Annotated in this window: 17 protein-coding genes; 9 read left to right on the top strand and 8 right to left on the bottom strand. The window is 35.7% G+C overall.

Going from position 1 to position 18,039, the window contains the following annotated elements; translation table 11 throughout:
• The first annotated feature begins 288 nt into the window (after positions 1–288).
• A complete protein-coding gene (locus ACODR7_RS11815) occupies positions 289–657 on the top strand; it encodes a helix-turn-helix transcriptional regulator (RefSeq protein ID WP_488839178.1) in 369 nt (122 codons plus the stop codon).
• 18 nt (positions 658–675) lie between these two features.
• Complete coding sequence (locus ACODR7_RS11810; RefSeq protein ID WP_062673684.1) at positions 676–966, top strand: GNAT family N-acetyltransferase; 291 nt, start codon at positions 676–678, stop codon at positions 964–966.
• Here ACODR7_RS11810 and ACODR7_RS11805 read toward each other — a convergent pair.
• The 5 genes from ACODR7_RS11805 to smpB all read right to left on the bottom strand — a co-directional run bounded on the left by ACODR7_RS11805 (position 955) and on the right by smpB (position 5,692).
• A complete protein-coding gene (locus ACODR7_RS11805) occupies positions 955–1,926 on the bottom strand; it encodes a glycosyltransferase family protein (protein WP_488839176.1) in 972 nt (323 codons plus the stop codon). The genes ACODR7_RS11810 and ACODR7_RS11805 overlap by 12 nt on opposite strands.
• Complete coding sequence (locus tag ACODR7_RS11800) at positions 1,927–2,751, bottom strand: UDP-2,3-diacylglucosamine diphosphatase (RefSeq protein WP_110366403.1); 825 nt, start codon at positions 2,749–2,751, stop codon at positions 1,927–1,929. It lies immediately after the preceding gene.
• 57 nt (positions 2,752–2,808) lie between these two features.
• Positions 2,809–3,549: a YebC/PmpR family DNA-binding transcriptional regulator gene (locus ACODR7_RS11795; RefSeq protein ID WP_488839174.1), complete on the bottom strand. Its 741-nt coding sequence runs from the start codon at positions 3,547–3,549 to the stop codon at positions 2,809–2,811.
• 95 nt (positions 3,550–3,644) lie between these two features.
• Entirely contained in the window at positions 3,645–5,156 is a 1,512-nt protein-coding gene (locus tag ACODR7_RS11790) for an OmpA family protein (RefSeq protein ID WP_488839172.1), read from the bottom strand.
• 77 nt (positions 5,157–5,233) lie between these two features.
• Complete coding sequence (smpB, locus tag ACODR7_RS11785; RefSeq protein ID WP_076597029.1) at positions 5,234–5,692, bottom strand: SsrA-binding protein SmpB; 459 nt, start codon at positions 5,690–5,692, stop codon at positions 5,234–5,236.
• A gap of 121 nt (positions 5,693–5,813) precedes the next feature.
• Here smpB and ACODR7_RS11780 point away from each other — a divergent pair, with 121 nt between their 5' ends.
• Positions 5,814–7,436 carry an ABC-F family ATP-binding cassette domain-containing protein gene (locus tag ACODR7_RS11780; RefSeq protein WP_488839171.1) on the top strand — a complete coding sequence of 541 codons (1,623 nt, stop codon included), beginning with the start codon at positions 5,814–5,816 and terminating at the stop codon, positions 7,434–7,436.
• Positions 7,437–7,645: 209 nt separating this feature from the next.
• Here ACODR7_RS11780 and ACODR7_RS11775 read toward each other — a convergent pair whose 3' ends face one another.
• Together ACODR7_RS11775 and ACODR7_RS11770 are read right to left on the bottom strand one after the other, a co-directional pair.
• The gene (locus tag ACODR7_RS11775; protein ID WP_488839169.1) at positions 7,646–7,801 is read right to left on the bottom strand and encodes a hypothetical protein; all 156 of its coding nucleotides are present in this window, start codon (positions 7,799–7,801) and stop codon (positions 7,646–7,648) included.
• Entirely contained in the window at positions 7,791–7,925 is a 135-nt protein-coding gene (locus tag ACODR7_RS11770) for a hypothetical protein (protein ID WP_488839167.1), read from the bottom strand. The genes ACODR7_RS11775 and ACODR7_RS11770 overlap by 11 nt, the downstream gene beginning before the upstream one ends.
• Before the next feature lie 114 nt (positions 7,926–8,039).
• Here ACODR7_RS11770 and recJ point away from each other — a divergent pair, with 114 nt between their 5' ends.
• From recJ to ACODR7_RS11740, 6 genes are all read left to right on the top strand, one after another.
• Positions 8,040–9,752 carry a single-stranded-DNA-specific exonuclease RecJ gene (gene recJ, locus ACODR7_RS11765; protein ID WP_488839165.1) on the top strand — a complete coding sequence of 571 codons (1,713 nt, stop codon included), beginning with the start codon at positions 8,040–8,042 and terminating at the stop codon, positions 9,750–9,752.
• Positions 9,753–9,782: 30 nt separating this feature from the next.
• Complete coding sequence (locus tag ACODR7_RS11760; RefSeq protein ID WP_488839163.1) at positions 9,783–10,145, top strand: four helix bundle protein; 363 nt, start codon at positions 9,783–9,785, stop codon at positions 10,143–10,145.
• Positions 10,146–10,171: 26 nt separating this feature from the next.
• A complete protein-coding gene (gene nadD, locus ACODR7_RS11755) occupies positions 10,172–10,756 on the top strand; it encodes a nicotinate (nicotinamide) nucleotide adenylyltransferase (RefSeq protein ID WP_488839161.1) in 585 nt (194 codons plus the stop codon).
• Positions 10,757–10,839: 83 nt separating this feature from the next.
• Entirely contained in the window at positions 10,840–11,178 is a 339-nt protein-coding gene (locus ACODR7_RS11750; protein WP_488839159.1) for a DUF3817 domain-containing protein, read from the top strand.
• A gap of 369 nt (positions 11,179–11,547) precedes the next feature.
• Entirely contained in the window at positions 11,548–13,809 is a 2,262-nt protein-coding gene (locus ACODR7_RS11745; RefSeq protein WP_488839157.1) for a TonB-dependent receptor domain-containing protein, read from the top strand.
• Between the two features lie 44 nt (positions 13,810–13,853).
• Entirely contained in the window at positions 13,854–16,121 is a 2,268-nt protein-coding gene (locus ACODR7_RS11740) for a TonB-dependent receptor domain-containing protein (RefSeq protein ID WP_488839155.1), read from the top strand.
• A 140-nt stretch (positions 16,122–16,261) separates the two neighbouring features.
• Here the strand turns inward: ACODR7_RS11740 and ACODR7_RS11735 are convergent, their stop codons facing one another.
• Entirely contained in the window at positions 16,262–18,016 is a 1,755-nt protein-coding gene (locus ACODR7_RS11735; protein ID WP_488839153.1) for a discoidin domain-containing protein, read from the bottom strand.
• Positions 18,017–18,039: the final 23 nt, after the last annotated feature.

The raw sequence follows: 18,039 nt of genomic DNA, 5'->3' as shown, positions 1-18,039 counted from the left end.
TGCAGATGCACCTTTTGTAATTTAATTTTTCTCATAATAATTTTTTTTGATTGTTTTGTGTTACTATTAACATCTCAAATATATCAAGCAAGTTTGAATTATAGACCAGATTTTTATGTGAATTTTATGTGATTTCAGACAATAAATACTAATTATAATTATTAAATAATAATTTTTTAGTAATAAAAACCAAACGCTCACGAGCTATAAAAACGATATAGGGATGACTGTTTTTATATCTATCTAATCCGTAAAATACTATATTTGTATCAACATAAAAACACAAGCATGATCAAAAACAAACTCATCAAAGCCCGAAAGGACAAAGAATACACGCAGGAAAGTATGGCCAAAATACTGCATATGACGCAATCACAATACCAAAGGAGGGAAAAGGGAGAAATTAAGATTTCAGATGAAGAATGGCAACGTATAGCTAAAGCGCTGGATACCTCTGTAGAAGATATAAAAGAAGAGGATTCTTCAAGTCAGGTTATTAATAACTTTGACAATAATGAAGGAAGTTATTTTGGAAGTAATAATTATTTATATAATGTTCCAGATTTTCTTCTTCAAAACCAGCAGGAATATATTAACCTTCTGAAAAAAGAAATTCAGGAACTTACAAAGCGTATAAAAATATTGGAAAAACAATAATAATAAATTTTTACTGCAATGAAATTTGAAAACAATAAATCCGGAAACGGCGGAGTTCTTACTTTAAACAATGAAACAAAAGAAGTGGGGAGACTTACCTATACAATTTTCCCTGAAGATCATAAATTCATTATCTCTTTTGTATTGGTACACCCTGAATTCGAAGGGAGAGGAATGGGAAAATTTTTAGTGGAAGAAGCCATCAAATTTGCCAGAGAAAACAATTGGAAAGTATATCCTCACTGTTCTTATGCAAGATCTGTCATGATGAGAATGAGTGATGTGGATGATATATTTTTAAAGAATTAAAACTTCGTTGAGCAGGATATCTTCAATATCATCCGGATAATCTACTTTCAGATGATGATCGGAAGCTACCCACTCCATAATTTCATGAAGATTTAACACCTTTGAATTGGGAATTCCCATTTTATCCAGAGCACATGCATTACATTCCTGTTCATATTGATTGTGGATAGGAATCACAAATAATTTCTTATCCATAAACAATGCTTCTGCCGGACTTTCAAAACCTGCATTGCATAAAATCCCATCGCAGCCCTCAAAGTATTTCAAATACTGAGTTTCATCAATAGGAAATACTTCCACATTTTTTACCCTTACCTGTACTTTGCTGTATTTTGAAAACACCTTCCATTCTACAGGAATTTTTCTCAAAACCTTAATAATATTCTCATCTGCAAAACTGGGAAGATAAACAAGGTAATATCCCTGTTTGTAAGGGGTAAGATTTCTGATCTTTCTTCTGATGACAGGTTTTTTGATCTGTGGATGATAATTTTCAAAATGGAATCCTATTTTTCTTTCGCTGGGAACATAATATTTAAGAATCATTTCCCCCAGAAAATCTTTTTCCTTTGGTTTGGGTGTTTCAGGAAAACTCATGGAAGCCTGGTGGCTGAGTTCTATCATTGGCAGCTTTTTGAGTTTGGAAGCCCAACCTGTCAGAGGTTCATAATCATTAATAATTAAATCATACTGTGACAATTCCAGTTCTCTGATTGTTTTAGCTGCTTCAAAGAATTTATTTTCGGTAAATGTTTTTCGGTAAGATAAGCCTCCTGTCTTATTATAGAGAAGAGAAATACCTTTGTATTGAAAATTAATATCAAAATCGGCCTTCAATTGCGATTGATGACCACTGATCAGGGTATCCACAGATGCATGTTTTTTGAGAAGAGGAATAATTTCCTGTGCTCTGGCGACATGCCCGTTTCCAGTCCCCTGGAATGCATACAAAATCTTCATTTAGGAAAAGTTGGTTACAATTTTTAAAAGAGCTGAATTATCCATCTCCTGGATCTCTTCTGCTTCATCATCTTTCAGTAAATGTTTATGCTCATCATAATAAAAAATACTCCATTGTTTATCATGATATTCCAAAGCAGAAAGATTTTCTATCCAATCACCTGAATTCAGATAAGTACAGGATCCTTTTTTATTAACAACCTCACGAATCTGTGGTTGATGGATATGTCCGCAAACGACATAATCATATTGGTTGTCAATGGCCAGCTCAGAAGCTGTAAGTTCAAAATCTCCGATATATTTTACCGCTTTTTTCACATTGTTTTTGATCTTTTTGGAAAATGAGTATTTCTCTTTACCCATTTTTTCCAGAAACCAATTTACAACATTATTGATAATAATAAGGAGATCATAACCCTTTCCGCCGAGTTTGGCGATCCATTTGGAATGCTGGACGGATGCATCGAAAACATCACCGTGAAAAATCCAGGTTTTTTTCTGATCAATATTCAGACAGATTTTATTACAGACTTTAAGTTTTCCCAGTTCAAAATCTGTAAACTTACGGAACATTTCATCATGATTGCCTGTAATGTAATAGACATCTGTGTTTTTGGTAGCCAACGAAAGTATCTTTCTGATTACCTTCAAATGAGGTTTAGGGAAGTAAGACTTTTTAAACTGCCAGATATCAATAATATCACCGTTTAAAACTAAAGTTTTAGGCTGGATAGAATTGAGATATCTCAACAATTCTTTAGCCTTACATCCATAAGTTCCCAAATGAACATCCGATATTACAACTAATTCAACGTTTCTTTTCATAGTTTTGTACAAAGAAACTAATTGAAAATTAACTGTATATGAATGCTATATTATTTTTTATAAAGAGTCCATCAGCTCTTCAGTAATTTCCATATTGTGATAAACGTTCTGCACATCATCATCCTCTTCGAAACGCTCAAGCATTTTCATATTCGCTTTGAACTGTTCTGCATTTACTTCTTTTGTATTATTTGGAATTCTTTGAAGTTCCGCACTTTTTGCTTCAATTCCCAGCGCATCCAATTTGTGAGATAAAGAACCGAAATCTTCAAACGCAGTGGTAATCATCACTTCTTCTTCATCTTTTTCTACATCTTCTGCTCCTCCGTCAATCATTTCCATTTCAAAATCATCCCAATCCATTTTGATTTGAGCTAAATCTATTGTGAAAATTCCCTTTCTGTCGAAGATAAATGCCAGTTCACCATTCTTACCCAAATTTCCGTCAAACTTATTGAAAATAGCTCTTACGTTGGCTACAGTTCTTGTGGTATTGTTTGTAGTACATTCTACAAAAAAGGCAACACCACCTTGCCCATAACCTTCATAAGTGATTTCTTCATAGTTTTCTGCGTCTGCACCACTCGCTTTCTTAATAGCTCTTTCAACATTATCCTTAGGCATATTAGCTCCTTTCGCGTTTTGGATACATCTTCTCAACGCAGGATTGGATTCCGGATCCGTACCACCCGCTTTTACAGCCAGTGCAATATCTTTTCCTATTTTAGAGAATGTCTTGGCCATCTTATCCCATCTGGCCATTTTAGAAGCTTTTCTATATTCAAATGCTCTTCCCATTTTAATTTTTAAATTTCCAACAAAATTACTCAAAAGTCAACAAAAAAAAAATACCTCCAATCAAATTGGAGGTATTCATTATTTAGAAAAATTAATTATTTTTTCTTTTTAGCAGCAGCTTTTTTCTTAGCTGGAGCTTTTTTAGTAGCTTTTTTGGTAGCTTTTTTCGCTGGAGCAACAACATCAGATTTCTGATATTTGTTCCATTCGCTGTCATCACCAATGTATCTAACAGTTACTTTTCTATCAGCTTGTCTTTCAGCATCAGATGCAGATTCTGCAACTTTAGCATTTTGCTCTCCAATACCAACTGATTTTAATACGTTGATATCTACACCTCTTGCATCTAAAGCAGCAACTACAGAAGCAGCTCTTTCTTTAGATAATTTCAAGTTGTAAGCATCGCTTCCTTTTTTGTCAGTTTCACCAACTAATAGGAATCTACCTCCATCTTTCTTAATGATTTCAGAAGCAGTATCTAAAGCTCCTTTAGATTCAGGTTTGATTGTAGCTTTGTTGAAATCGAAGTATACGCTCTTAAGGTTTTTCTCAACATCAGTAGCTGTTACTTCTTTTGGTTTAGGACATCCGTTGTATTCTGGAAGACCTGGAACAGTAGGACAAGCGTCATCTTTATCTAAGATACCGTCATTATCTGTATCCGGCCAAGGACAACCGTTGTTTTCTTTTGGACCTGCTACAGTAGGACAAGCATCATCTTTATCGATTACACCGTCACCGTCAGTATCTGGCCAAGGGCATCCGTTGTTTTCAACCGGACCAGCCACTTCTGGACATTGATCGTCTTTATCTGGAACTCCGTCACCGTCAGTATCAGGACATCCTTGGAATTCTGGTAAACCTGGAGTATCTGGACAAAGGTCATCTTTATCTAGGATACCATCCTTATCTCTGTCTCTGTTTCCGAATCTGAATAAGATAGAAGCAGAAGCTTGCCAGAAATTAGCCACTGTAGAGTGGTCACCTGGAGTTGATACATAATCACCCTGAACACCAAGACCAAAGTTTTTAGTTACCCAGAAGTTAGCACCAGCACCTGTAGCCACAGTAAAGTGGTTAGCTTTACCATTTTCGTTACCATCCTTACCGTTAACAACGTTTTCAATCGGGTTACCGTTAGCATCAACAGATGTTCTAGGGAAAGTAAGAGCTGTATAGTCATGTCTTAAGTAGTTAGCACCAACTCTTAAATATGGATCAAACCAAGATTCTTCGTTCCATAAAAGACCTGCAGCGTGAGCCTGGAAACCAAGACCTGTCATTAGGAAAAATTCTTTCCCCATGTTGAATCTTTTGTTTTCAACATTTCCAACAGAAGTTTGCCAGTCAATTACTAAACCTTTACCAATATTTCTAGCAACAGTTAGCTTAGATAGTGGAGGTGTAATAGAAAAGTTGTTCACATTGAACATACTTTTTGTCAAATTGTTAGCAGAGAACGTATTACTGAAGTTACTTCTTGCTGCTACGTGGTTTTCAGCATGAGCACCAACTCCGATTAACCACGGATTGTTGGTAGTCTGTGCGAAAACAGTAGAGGCAACAGTAAGCGCCAATGCTGAAATTCCTAATTTTAGATTTTTCATAGAATTAAATGATTAAATAATTGATAATGCAAAATAAATATAATTTTTCTTTATATACAAAGTTTTTCAAATGATTTTTAACTTTTCTTTAATATTCTGTCGAGGTTCCGTTTATTTTCTCTATCTTTTATCGCCTCTCTTTTATCGAAAAGTTTTTTCCCTCTACCAAGCGCTATCAGCACCTTTGCTTTACCTCGATCAGTGATATATAATTTTAAAGGTACTATGGTATTCCCGGCATCCTTTAACTTTTTTTCAAGTTTTTGTAATTCTTTTTTGTGCAAGAGCAATTTCCGTTCCCTTTTTGTTTTATGATTGTAAAAAGTTCCCAATTTATACTCATCAATCATCATGTTGATGATGTACAATTCCCCATCAATAAACTGACAGAAGGATTCTGTGATAGATGCTTTGGAAGAACGTAAAGATTTTATTTCTGTACCCGTCAAAACCATTCCGGCTTCATATTCTTCCAGAATTTCATATTCAAAACGGGCTCTTTTATTTAATATACTAACTGTTTTCTCAATCTTCATCATTTTAAAATTTCGTTAATGAAATATATAAAAAATACCATACATTTAAAAACTTGACTATTATATTATTACAAAATACCCAAATTCTTTTCGTATTTTTGCGCCAAATTTACAAAACTATATGTTAACAGTATCTAACTTATCTTTACAATTCGGGAAAAGAGTTCTTTTTGACGAGGTAAATATTATGTTTACCAAAGGAAACTGCTACGGAATCATCGGAGCAAACGGTGCGGGAAAGTCTACATTCCTGAAAATACTAACAGGAAAGCAGGATCCTACAACAGGACATGTATCTCTGGAACCAGGGAAAAGAATGTCAGTTTTGGAACAGGATCACTTTGCTTACGATCAGTTTACTGTTCTTGAAGCTGTTTTAAGAGGTAATAAGAAATTATTTGAGATAAAAGAGGAAATGGATGCGTTATACGCAAAAGAAGATTTCTCTGACGAAGACGGTATTAAAGCCGGGGAACTAGGTGTAATTTATGACGAAATGGGTGGATGGACTGCAGAATCTGATGCTCAGACCATGCTTTCTAACGTAGGAATTACGGATGACATGCACTGGCAGTTAATGAGTGAACTTGAGAACAAAGACAAAGTAAAAGTTCTTTTGGCTCAGGCACTTTTCGGAAATCCTGATGTATTGATTCTGGATGAGCCTACCAACGACCTTGATATTGACACCATCTCATGGCTTGAAGACTTCCTTGCTGACTATGAAAACACAGTAATCGTTGTATCTCACGACCGTCACTTCCTTGACACGGTTTGTACACACATCGGTGACCTGGATTATTCTAAGCTTAACCTATATACAGGGAACTACTCTTTCTGGTATCAGGCTTCTCAATTGGCAACAAGACAAAGAGCTCAGGCCAACAAGAAAGCTGAAGAGAAGAAAAAAGAACTTCAGGACTTCATTGCAAGATTCAGTTCTAACGTTGCTAAGGCAAAACAGGCAACTGCAAGAAAGAAGATGATCGACAAATTAAATATTGACGATATTAAGCCTTCTTCCAGAAGATATCCTGCTATTATTTTCGAGATGGAGAGAGAAGCTGGAGATCAGATTTTAGATGTAAAAGGTCTTGAGAAAACAAAAGACGGAGAATTATTATTCTCTAATATTGATTTAAATCTTAAAAAAGGAGATAAAGTAGCTGTACTTTCCAAAAACTCTTTAGCCATCACAGAATTCTTCGAAATTCTTGCCGGAAATGTAGAAGCGGACAAAGGTACGGTTGCATGGGGAGTAACGACCAACCAGTCTCACATGCCATTGGATAACACCAATTTCTTCCAGGAAGACCTGAGTTTGGTTGACTGGTTGAGACAGTTTACAAAGAACGACGAAGAACGTCACGAAGAATTCGTAAGAGGATTCCTGGGAAGAATGCTATTCTCAGGGGATGAAGCGCTGAAATCCTGTAAAGTACTTTCAGGAGGTGAAAAAATGAGATGTATGTTCAGTAGAATGATGCTTCAAAAAGCAAATGTTCTTTTATTAGATGAACCTACCAACCACTTAGACCTTGAGAGTATCACTACTTTGAACAACTCTTTATCTAACTTCAAAGGAAATCTTTTACTGGCATCCCATGACCACGAAATGCTTTCAACAGTCTGTAACAGAATTATTGAACTGACTCCTTCCGGAATCATCGATAGAGAAATGACTTATGACGAATACCTTGCTGATAAAAAGGTAAAAGAATTAAGAGAAAAAATGTATTCTTAATCTGAACAACATTAAAATTTATATAAAAAACCTCAAAACAATGTATTGAGGTTTTTTCGTGTAAATAAATAAAATAATTATTTCGTCAATTTTGCTGTAGGCAGAGTAAATTTTCCCGGATCTTTACGTACCAGATTTCACGCCTGATTACAGCAAGCAATTCATTATTAGTGATCATATCCATTAATGCAGATAACGTATTGATATCTTTATTTTTTAACTTGATAATTCAAATTTGGACCATCCTGAAATTGGTGTTTTCCGAACAGTTTGTTCAGTCTTACATCGTATCGATCTTTAGTTCCTGCTACAGAATTATTTTTACCCATACAGTCTAATGATTCTCTGGATAATTTAATTGTCATCTTCGTTGGTAAATGTAAAATCTCCCACACCATTTGGAACCATTCCTGCTGCTTTTCCGAGGTTAATTTTCTTTATATTGATTGAATACACAGCCTCCAGTAAAGAAGGCATAGAGTAACTCATTTCATAGTCATTTAAAATTTGGAACACGAAGGCAGTCCTATTTTAACAGTGATTATGTCAAAACTTCGTTTCAGTTCTTCATAGAATGCTATTTTTTTTCCTTATTTTTGTGAAATGAGTCAAAAATGGATTTACAAGCCTGAACCCGATGAGGAAGTTGTGGACAGACTAAGTTCGTCACTTGGTTTTGGTACTTTTGAATCTAAAATCCTCGTTCTAAGGGGAATTGACAATTATCAAAAGGCCAGAGAATTCTTCAAACCAAACCTCAACGATATCCACAACCCGTTTTTAATGGCAGATATGCAAAAAGCTGTAGAGCGTATTGCCACCGCCATTGAAAATGGTGAAAAAATATTGGTATATGGTGACTATGATGTGGACGGAACCACAGCGGTTGCCCTGATGTATCTTTACCTCAGCAAGATTGTTGAGAAAAAATATCTGGACTATTATATCCCGGACAGGAATTCTGAAGGGTATGGAATTTCTACTGAAGGAATTGATTTTGCCAAAGAAAATGGTTTTTCATTAATTATCGCTCTGGACTGTGGAATCAAGGCACTTGATATGATCAACTATGCCAGCAATCTTGGGATAGATTTTATTATCTGTGATCACCACCTTCCAGGTGATGAAATTCCTAACGCAGCGGCTGTGCTTGACCCTAAAAGAAGTGACTGCCGATATCCTTTCAAAGAACTTTCAGGATGTGGTGTTGGTTTTAAGCTCTGCCAGGGACTTAATACCATTTATAAATTACCGGAAGCAGAATTATTTGAATTGACAGATCTTCTGGCGATCTCCATTGCTGCCGATATTGTTTCCATGACAGGAGAAAACAGGGTTCTGGCTAAAATGGGATTAAAAACCCTCAGAAAGACCAGAAATCTTGGTTTAAGATTATTGATTCCTGAGGATAAGCTTTCTCATTTTGAAATTTCCAATATCGTTTTTGAAATCGCTCCAAAAATTAATGCTGCCGGAAGAATTTCCCATGGTAAAGCAGCGGTGGAGCTTATGGTTTCTGACAATCTGAAACATGCGAACCAGATTGTGAATGATATTATGAACCTCAACGATGAAAGGCGTGAGCTGGATATGAATTCCACCCTTTCCGCCCTGAATCAGATTATAGAATCCCAACAGGAAACCAAGCATACAACTATTGTTTATCATCCTGAATGGAATAAAGGAGTAATCGGGATTGTTGCCTCAAGACTTATTGAAACGTATTATAAACCTACACTGGTATTTACCGATGGTAATAATGGTGAGATGGTAGCTTCTGCAAGATCCGTTTCTGATTTTGATGTACATGAAGCTCTTGATCTGTGTTCTGAATATTTCCTTAAATTCGGAGGTCATCACGCAGCAGCGGGACTTTCAATGGAAAAGGATAAGTTTGATGCTTTCAAAGAGAAATTTGAAAAAATAGTTTCTGAAAAAATCAAGGATCACCAGAAAGAGCCATCTATTACTATTGATACTGAAATTAAAGTGGATGAAATCAACAGAGAGTTTATCAATTTCCACAGAAAACTGGCTCCATTTGGACCTCATAATATGAAGCCTATTTTCACATTAACGAATCAGAAATTGTCGGGATACGTAAAAACGATGGGAAAAGATAATAATCATCTTAAGTTTTATATCAAACAGGAATCTACGGGACGAAATATTGAATGTGTAGGGTTTAAATTGGGGCAGTTTGTTGATGATTTTAAGAATAAAAATTTCGACCTGGCTTTTACCCTGGAAGAAAACCACTGGAAAGGCAATGTCACTCATTATCTTAATATCAAGGACGTAAAATTCAGGGATTAGGATTTAGCAATAAGGGAATAGGAGAATCATATGGGAAATTATAAGGAATTAATTGTATGGCAAAAGTCTGTAGATCTCGTTACAGAAATCTATACCTCGACGACAGCCTTCCCAAAAGAGGAACTTTACGGACTTACAAACCAGATCCGAAGATCATCAATTTCAATTCCATCTAATATTGCTGAAGGCCATTCCAGAAGGTCTACCAATGACTACCTCCAGTTTTTAAAAATTGCAAGAGGTAGTTGTGCTGAACTAGAAACCCAATTGATTATTTCAAAAAACTTACATTATTTGAATCCTGAAGAGTTTCAAATTTTAATTAAAAAAACATCTGAAATATCAAAAATGCTGAATGCAATAATTACAAAGCTTCACACCCCTAAAACCTAATTCCTGCTACCTAGTTCCTTATAACAATGAAAAAAATCGGTTTATTTTTCGGATCATTTAATCCAATTCATATCGGACATCTTATTCTGGCTAATTATATTCTGGAAAACTCTGATATGGATGAGCTTTGGTTTGTGGTGAGCCCGCAAAACCCGTTTAAGGACAAAAAGTCTTTACTGAATGACCATAACAGACTTGATATGGTACAGCTGGCAGTAAAGAATTATCCCAATATGAGGGCTTCCAATGTAGAGTTTTCTCTTCCGAAACCAAGCTATACCATTGATACACTCACTTATCTTCACGAGAAATATCCCGATTATTCTTTCAGCCTGATCATGGGAGAAGATAATCTGAAGAGTCTTCATAAATGGAAAAATTCTGATATTCTGATCAAAAATCATCATATTATTGTTTATCCGAGAGTATTTGAAGGTGAGAAAAAAGATTCGGAATATTTACAGCACGAAAATATATCCCTGATCAAGGCTCCGGTAATAGAACTTTCGGCCACTGAAATCCGTACTATGATCAAAGATGGCAAAAATGTAAGACCTATGTTGCCACCAGAAGTTTTTGAATATTTGGATGGTAGTAGTTTTTATAAGTAATTTTGCAGTTCAGAAATGAGAGGCAAAACTTAAAAAGCCAGAGAAAGACTCTTACTTTTAACTCTCACATCATACTTTAAGAAATGGATTTCATCGAAAAATTTTTCTCAAAATATTCTCAGGAAAAAATCATCAGATGGTTTAAGCAGATTTGCCTTGCAGAAGCCATTTCATGTCTTTTATTATATGGTGTTGCGATGATCTGGATCCGATATGATGAAAATTTATATTCTATCATCTTCATCAGTGTTATTGGCAGTTTACACGGATTATTTTTTACGCTTTACCTTTTACTCTGCCTTCCTGCCAGAAAAATTTATAATTGGGATGATGAAGATTTTGTTTTTGCCTTATTATCTGCATTCTTCCCCTTTGCAACGGTTTGGGTAGATAAAAAGCTCGCCAGATTCGACAGAGAATAAACAATATTATGAAGGACCTTTTTGGTCCTTTTTATTTTTACGGTTATTACAATCCCGTTTCGCATGTGTTTTTGTGTGAAGCATAATTCCTGAACTAAGGGAATACGTTCTATTACAGGTTATATTTTTAAAAAAATCTTCATTATTTTTTTAACAAATGTAACATTTAACATCTTTCATTTGTCTTATTACACAGAAAGGTAAAGCAATCAATATTTTAATGTAAATTTTTATTAACTGATAATCAAATGATTACAATAATTTAAAAATATTTTTAAGTACTTTGTATTGCATAATACTAAATTTATTACATATCTTTGTAATGTTAAATAACAAACCATACAAGCTATTAATTAAAAAAGAATAATCATGAAAACTCAAATTCTTATTGCAGCACTATTTTTCGGTGGACTTATCACTGCCCAGCAGAAAAAAGACAGTTTGAAAGTAAATGCTATTGATGCAGTGACTCTCAAGAAGCAGGTTTTCAAAAAACAAGGTGACCGTTTGGTATATGATGTAGCTTCTTCATCTATTGCTAAAGGAACAAACACTTTTAATCTTTTGAAACAAACACCGATGATTTCCAGTATTGACGGAAAAACGCTGAAGATTTTGGGGAAAAATGATGCAATCATCTACATCAACAATAAGAAAACCAACATGGATTCTGAGGCGTTGATTGAAATGCTGAAGTCTACTCCATCTGAGGACATCCAGAAAATTGAAGTGATTACAGTTCCGGGAAGTGAATTCCAGGTTGAATCAAAAGAAGGTGTCATCAATATTGTAATGAAAAAAAGCAAGAATAACGGTTACAACGGAACGTTGAAAATGCAGAATGAGCAGGCGTATTACAATAACCCTAATGCAGGAGCTTCTTTTAACTTCAGACAAGGTAAATGGTCTGGTAATTCCAATTTCAGAATGGGAAGCTGGACGGACAGACAAAGATATACACTTTCCAATGGAGATTCTACTTTCAAAAATGAATCATTTGGATTTAATGATGATCCTAACAAAAACTTTGGAGGAGGTTTCAATGTTGATTACGAGATCAATAAAAAACACAGTCTTGGATTCTCCTACAACATGAGATACAATAAAAGTTTCAATTCTGTACTGGATATTACCAACTGGCAAAACGGAGTATTAAATAACAGAACAGTGAATAACGAGGATGCACAAACCAGAAATCATTCTTTTAATTTAAATTATGAGATGAAAACGGATTCACTTGGAAGTAAGCTTACGTCAAACGTTTCTTACCTGTGGTTCAACAGGGATAAAGTAAGTTTCAATGAAAGTTTTCCTCTAACAAATGATACGATTAACAAATATTCTGCATTGCATCAGGCTGTCCCCCAGATCATCAACAACTATGCTGCCAATATCGATTATCTGAAAAAGACGGCTAAAGGCGCAACGTGGTTAATGGGAATCAGTTACAATCACACCAATACAGATAACGATACCAAACAGGATAAATTGACAAAAGGAGAATTTATCATTGATCCCAACCAAACCAATCACTTCATTTATAAAGAAAATATATTGGGAATTTATCTGAACTATGAAAGAAAACTGACTGAGAAGATATCCGGAAAAATTGGTGCCCGCTACGAAATGACCAGAAGTACAGGTGATATTGTGGATAAAACAGGATTCGAAAGAAATTACAACAACCTTCTGCCTTACCTGAATTTAAATTACGCCATCAGTTCAGACCATAATTTGAGCTATACTTTTTCCAGCAGAATCAGAAGACCGAGATTCTGGGAGCTGAATCCTTCGAGAACCTACTTCACTCCTACCAATTATACGCAGAACAATCCATTTATACTGGCTTCCAAATATTATAATCAGGAGTTAAATTATATGTACAAGAATGCATTCTATGCCAATCTTAGTTTTAATATGGTGGAAGATGCAGCAGCTTCAGACCTGATTCCATTACAGGGAACGGTAACAGCTCCCAAAAAGGATGCTAAGGGGAAAATCATCAAGGATATCAAAGGAAATCCAATTATGGAAACTACAAGATTCTTAAGATATATCAGAACTAATTATGGTAAAAACAGAGAAATTGCTCTTACTCTTGGAATGAACAAATCCTGGTTCAAAGATATATGGACAACCAACTATTCTGTCAATTTAGGATATGTTACCTACAAAGGCGGAGTATTTGAAGATCCTACTTCCATGCCGGTTCCGGGAGAAACTGAAGTTGTAGATCCTTATATCATTGATGTTAAAAACTATAATATGTCTGCAACCTTCAATAATGTCATCAGACTGTCTTCTAAAAAAGACTGGTTTCTGGGAGTGAATTACTTCTTTGCCAGCCAGACTGCCATGGAAGGAGGTATGATCCGAGCAAGACAAAGCTTCGATTTCAGTTTGAAAAAAATTGCAGGAGACTGGACTATTGTAGCGGAAGTGAGTGACTTATTTAATCAAAGTTTCTACAGCATTAAAGGAGTACAGCCTAATGGAAAATTTAACAATATTACCAACTTCAATTATCCAAGGTTAATGAGCATCGGGGTTACTTACAATTTCGGAAATCAGAAACTTAAAAAAGCAAGGGAAATGAAATCAGCTAATGATGCTGTAAAATCAAGAACCTAATCTATAAAAACTTATATCACTATCCACTCTTAAATAAAACAAACATGAAACGTATAATTTTGTCAATGGCCATCATATTCGGTACTTGCGCACTCGCTCAGGAGAAAAAATCCGACACGGCAAAAACAAAAAATATAGAAGGAGTTACCATTACAAAACAGGTTTTCAAAAAACAAAGCGACCGTTTTGTATATGATGTGGCAGCTTCTCCCGTAGCGAAAGGAAATACTACTTTTGATCTCCTTAAACAGACTCCATTATTATCTTCCACAGATGATAAAACATTGAAAATTGCCGGAAAAAATAATGCGCTGATCTATATCAACGGAAGAAAAAGCAATATGGATTCCGAATCTCTGGCTCAGTTCCTGAAAAATACTCCGGCTGAAAATATCCAGAAAATTGAAGTCATTACAGTTCCAGGAAGTGAATATCAGGTGGAATCATCTGATGGAATCATCAATATCGTTTTAAAGAAAAAAATGAGTGATGGTCTCAACGGAAACATGAGAATGTCTAACACTACCAATAAATATAACGGAAGCCAGGCGAGTTTCTCAGCCAACTACAGAAAAAACAAACTGGGAATAAGCGCCAGTCTTAGCGGTGGCGAAAATATAGAGGCACAAACGTATACGTTAAGAAACGGAACTGCCAAGACTTCTAATGAATCTACAGGAGATATTGATGATCCGAACAAAAACATCGGAGGTTATCTGAATATTGATTACCAGCTGAACGACAAAAGTAATGTGGCTTTATCATGGAATACATGGGCCAATAAAAGTTATAATTCAACGGTAGCGTTATTTAATACCATAAAAAAAGAAAACGCAGAAAACCCGGAATATACATGGTCCAAAAACCAAGAAGATGCAAGATCTTATAACAATTCCGTGAATTTAAATTATGAATTAAAAACAGATTCTCTAGGTAGTAAACTGAATGTAAATGCAGCTTACCTCAATTACCGAAGATTCCAGTTCACGGATAACCAAACCTTTGCTTCGGGTATTGACAGAGTTGTAGGGACAAGAACAAGACAAGTCATTCAGGACCTTCCACAGATCATTAATAACTTCTCCGGAATGGTGGATTATAATCAAAAGTTTAAAAATGATCTGACAGTATCTATAGGTGGAAATTACAACAAGACCAAAACAGATAACGATTCTAAAAACATCACTTATTCTTTTAATCCCGTAAAAGCTCCGGATTCAAGGCCGAACCATTTTATCTATGATGAAAACATCTACGGAATGTATATTACTGTAGAGAAAAAAATTTCTGACAAACTTTCCGGAAAAGTAGGTGCCAGATACGAAATTACCAACAGTCTTGGAACTTCAGACAACGCTCCTACAGAAGCTCTTAGAAGAATTGAAAGAAATTACAAAAACCTTCTTCCCTATCTAAGCCTGAATTATGCAATTAATGATAAAAACAATATCTCTTATTCCTTCTCAAGCCGAATGAGAAGACCCAGTTTCTGGGAACTTAATCCGGTAAGGAACATTCTTACAGATGATAATTATACTCAGAATGACCCATTTGTAAAGGCGTCTTCCACCTATAATCAGGAGCTTACCTATATGTACAGAAATTCATATTTCCTGATTTTAAATCATTCTTATATTCAGGATGCTATCACACAGGTTCCGCTGCAGGGTTATCCTGTATCACCTGAAGGTAAAACAGGAGAAAATCCTGCTTTAAGGTATATCAGAACCAACTTTGGAAATAAGCAGGAAATGTCTGCGATGGTAGGTATTCAGAAATCGTTTTTCAAACAATACTGGACAACCAACTTTAATATTGGGGTACAGCATAATATTAACAATGGAAGTCTTGATACTGATCCTACTACAGGAGACCGTTTCAAAGATGACAAAGGACCTGAAGGGAAATTTATTACCTATACCAATAAAACAAATTCTACCAGTCTGCTGATCCAGACCAACAATACTATTCGTCTTGATAAAAAGAAAACATGGTTCTTCGGAGTTAATTACTTCTTTGTAGACAAGCAGCAGATTGAGCTTGGTTCTTTGAAAAACTTAATGAGTTTAGACCTTAGTCTTAAGAAAATGTGGAACGACTGGACTTTTGCAGTGAATGTAAATGATGTACTGAACACCAACATTGTTAAAATTGAAGATTTCCAGGAGAACGGGAATTACAATTACATCCATCAAAATCGCTACAACAGAAGTTTAACGGTAAGCCTTACTTACAATTTCGGAAACCAGAAAGTGAAAAAGGTAAGAGACATTGAAGGGGCGTCAGATGCCATCAAAAGCAGAACCAGATAAAGAATTTATCTTTCTTCATATTTAATTATTCTTACGGTATCCGCTGATTCTTTTCAGCGGATTTTTTATATAAACTTCAGATAAAAAATAACACGTTCTGATTTTTCAAAACGTGTCATTTTCTTATCTTTTAAATTGATTTATTCAGATTTTGCGACAGCTGTTCTGTCTGAAACACCGTTGGCATTGAAGGCTTCAATCTGGAAATAGTAGGCATCTGTTCTGTCTGCTCCTGTAAAGAAATATTCATTCTTTCCGTATACCATAATGCTTCCGTACAATTTATCCGGAGTTTTTCCGAAATAGATTACATAGCCATCTGCATCAGGGTTCTGCTGCCATTTCATCCAAATGCTTCTTCTCTCACCATATTTTTTTGGATCCGCTCTTAAAGGCACAAAACCTTCCACTTTAGCAGGCTGTTTCCCGGCTCCTTTTCCAAACACTCTGAAACCGCTTAATGCGAATTTCCCGGTAGGCATTTTCAGGTTTTCCATTTTCAGGAAACGGGCTTTTGCAGGCTGTTCAAGTTCTACATAATCATGAGGAACGTCCTTTGTATTTTTGCTTTTATCCACAATTACATTCCATTTCTTTCCATCATTGGAACCGTAGATCTTGTACTGATGCATTTTCCCTAAGGTTTTCCCCATGAACTCAGCATCCTGATCCGCATAATTGATCTGAATGGCATTGATGGTGGAAACTTCCCCTAAATCCGTTTGAAACCACTCTCCGGAATTCCCTGTTTTAGCACTCCAGTAAGTCTTGATATCTTCATCAACGGCATTATTGGGCTGATAACCTCCCAAAACGGATGAAACCTGAACGGGTTTATTATAATTCAACAGCATCCATCCGGCAAAAAGACCTTTAGTAAAATCTTTTCCCTGTGCATACTGAGGAAGGTATGTCGGATAATCGCCATAAGCTGTATTACAGTACATTACATCATCTTTATCAAACCCAGCAGGCCAGATTCCCAACCTCCTTTCAAAATTATTTTTAGTTGAAATAAAGATGGTCGAAACATGCCACCAGTTTTTGTAATTGTCTTCAAATGTTGCTCCGTGCCCCGCACCTCTGGCAAAACCGCCCGGTTTATAAGAGAACGGATTATGCTGCTGATATTCGAAACCTTCCAAAGGACTTTTGCTTACATACACCCCGTCAGAATATCCGCTGAACTCAGTTGCCGGAGCACCATACTGCATATAATATTTCCCGTTATGCTTTGTCATCCACGCTCCTTCTACAAAAGGCTGAAGAAAAACGTTGTCATTGTATTCCCCGAAACGTTCCCATCCATGGTCTTCCGGTTTTAATTTGATAATAGGTTTAACGAAACCTTCGGACTGAAGATTTTTTACTTTCACTTCTGTGCCCAGCAATGGCCATTCATTACTTGAACCCCAGTACAGATAGAGTTTATTTTTATCTTCATCATAATGGAACGCCGGATCCCAAGCTCCCACTTTTAAAGTATCCACTGCAATTTTCCAATCATCCTTGGTGGGGTTTGTACTTTTCCAGATCGGAAAATCCTGTTCCCAGGTGGAACCATATACATATAGAGTGTCTTTCATTGCCCATACCGCAGGAGCATTAAGGTCATGAATGTATTTATTATCTCTTAAAAATTTCCTTTTCACAAACTTCCAGTCCAGCATATCATCACTATACCAGTATCCTTCCTGGTTGGTAGAAAAAAGAAACAGTTTATTTTTAAAATTAACAATTACCGGATCTGCTGTAGCACGATGTTTCCCTTGTTTTGAAAAGACTTCAAACGGAGTATACCCATAATCAATATTGATGGGATTGCAGAATGTTTTCTGCTGAGCACCTACAATCATTCCTAGAAAAATTGCCAGTGACAGAAAATATTGTCTCATTTTTAGATTTTAAAGATTAAGAC

Source organism: Chryseobacterium sp. FG46 (assembly GCF_057809135.1).
This window is presented reverse-complemented; position numbering and strand designations above follow the sequence as displayed.

Bases quoted from the DNA above. Each gene is read 5' to 3' on its own strand.
- ACODR7_RS11780 (WP_488839171.1), top strand. From the start codon at position 5,814: ATGTTAACAGTATCTAACTTATCTTTACAATTCGGGAAAAGAGTTCTT.
- ACODR7_RS11790 (WP_488839172.1), bottom strand. From the start codon at position 5,156: ATGAAAAATCTAAAATTAGGAATTTCAGCATTGGCGCTTACTGTTGCC.
- ACODR7_RS11810 (WP_062673684.1), top strand. From the start codon at position 676: ATGAAATTTGAAAACAATAAATCCGGAAACGGCGGAGTTCTTACTTTA.
- ACODR7_RS11760 (WP_488839163.1), top strand. From the start codon at position 9,783: ATGGGAAATTATAAGGAATTAATTGTATGGCAAAAGTCTGTAGATCTC.
- ACODR7_RS11735 (WP_488839153.1), bottom strand. From the start codon at position 18,016: ATGAGACAATATTTTCTGTCACTGGCAATTTTTCTAGGAATGATTGTA.
- ACODR7_RS11775 (WP_488839169.1), bottom strand. From the start codon at position 7,801: ATGACAATTAAATTATCCAGAGAATCATTAGACTGTATGGGTAAAAAT.
- ACODR7_RS11770 (WP_488839167.1), bottom strand. From the start codon at position 7,925: ATGAGTTACTCTATGCCTTCTTTACTGGAGGCTGTGTATTCAATCAAT.
- ACODR7_RS11745 (WP_488839157.1), top strand. From the start codon at position 11,548: ATGAAAACTCAAATTCTTATTGCAGCACTATTTTTCGGTGGACTTATC.
- ACODR7_RS11815 (WP_488839178.1), top strand. From the start codon at position 289: ATGATCAAAAACAAACTCATCAAAGCCCGAAAGGACAAAGAATACACG.
- recJ (WP_488839165.1), top strand. From the start codon at position 8,040: ATGAGTCAAAAATGGATTTACAAGCCTGAACCCGATGAGGAAGTTGTG.
- ACODR7_RS11800 (WP_110366403.1), bottom strand. From the start codon at position 2,751: ATGAAAAGAAACGTTGAATTAGTTGTAATATCGGATGTTCATTTGGGA.
- smpB (WP_076597029.1), bottom strand. From the start codon at position 5,692: ATGAAGATTGAGAAAACAGTTAGTATATTAAATAAAAGAGCCCGTTTT.
- ACODR7_RS11805 (WP_488839176.1), bottom strand. From the start codon at position 1,926: ATGAAGATTTTGTATGCATTCCAGGGGACTGGAAACGGGCATGTCGCC.
- ACODR7_RS11750 (WP_488839159.1), top strand. From the start codon at position 10,840: ATGGATTTCATCGAAAAATTTTTCTCAAAATATTCTCAGGAAAAAATC.
- ACODR7_RS11740 (WP_488839155.1), top strand. From the start codon at position 13,854: ATGAAACGTATAATTTTGTCAATGGCCATCATATTCGGTACTTGCGCA.
- ACODR7_RS11795 (WP_488839174.1), bottom strand. From the start codon at position 3,549: ATGGGAAGAGCATTTGAATATAGAAAAGCTTCTAAAATGGCCAGATGG.
- nadD (WP_488839161.1), top strand. From the start codon at position 10,172: ATGAAAAAAATCGGTTTATTTTTCGGATCATTTAATCCAATTCATATC.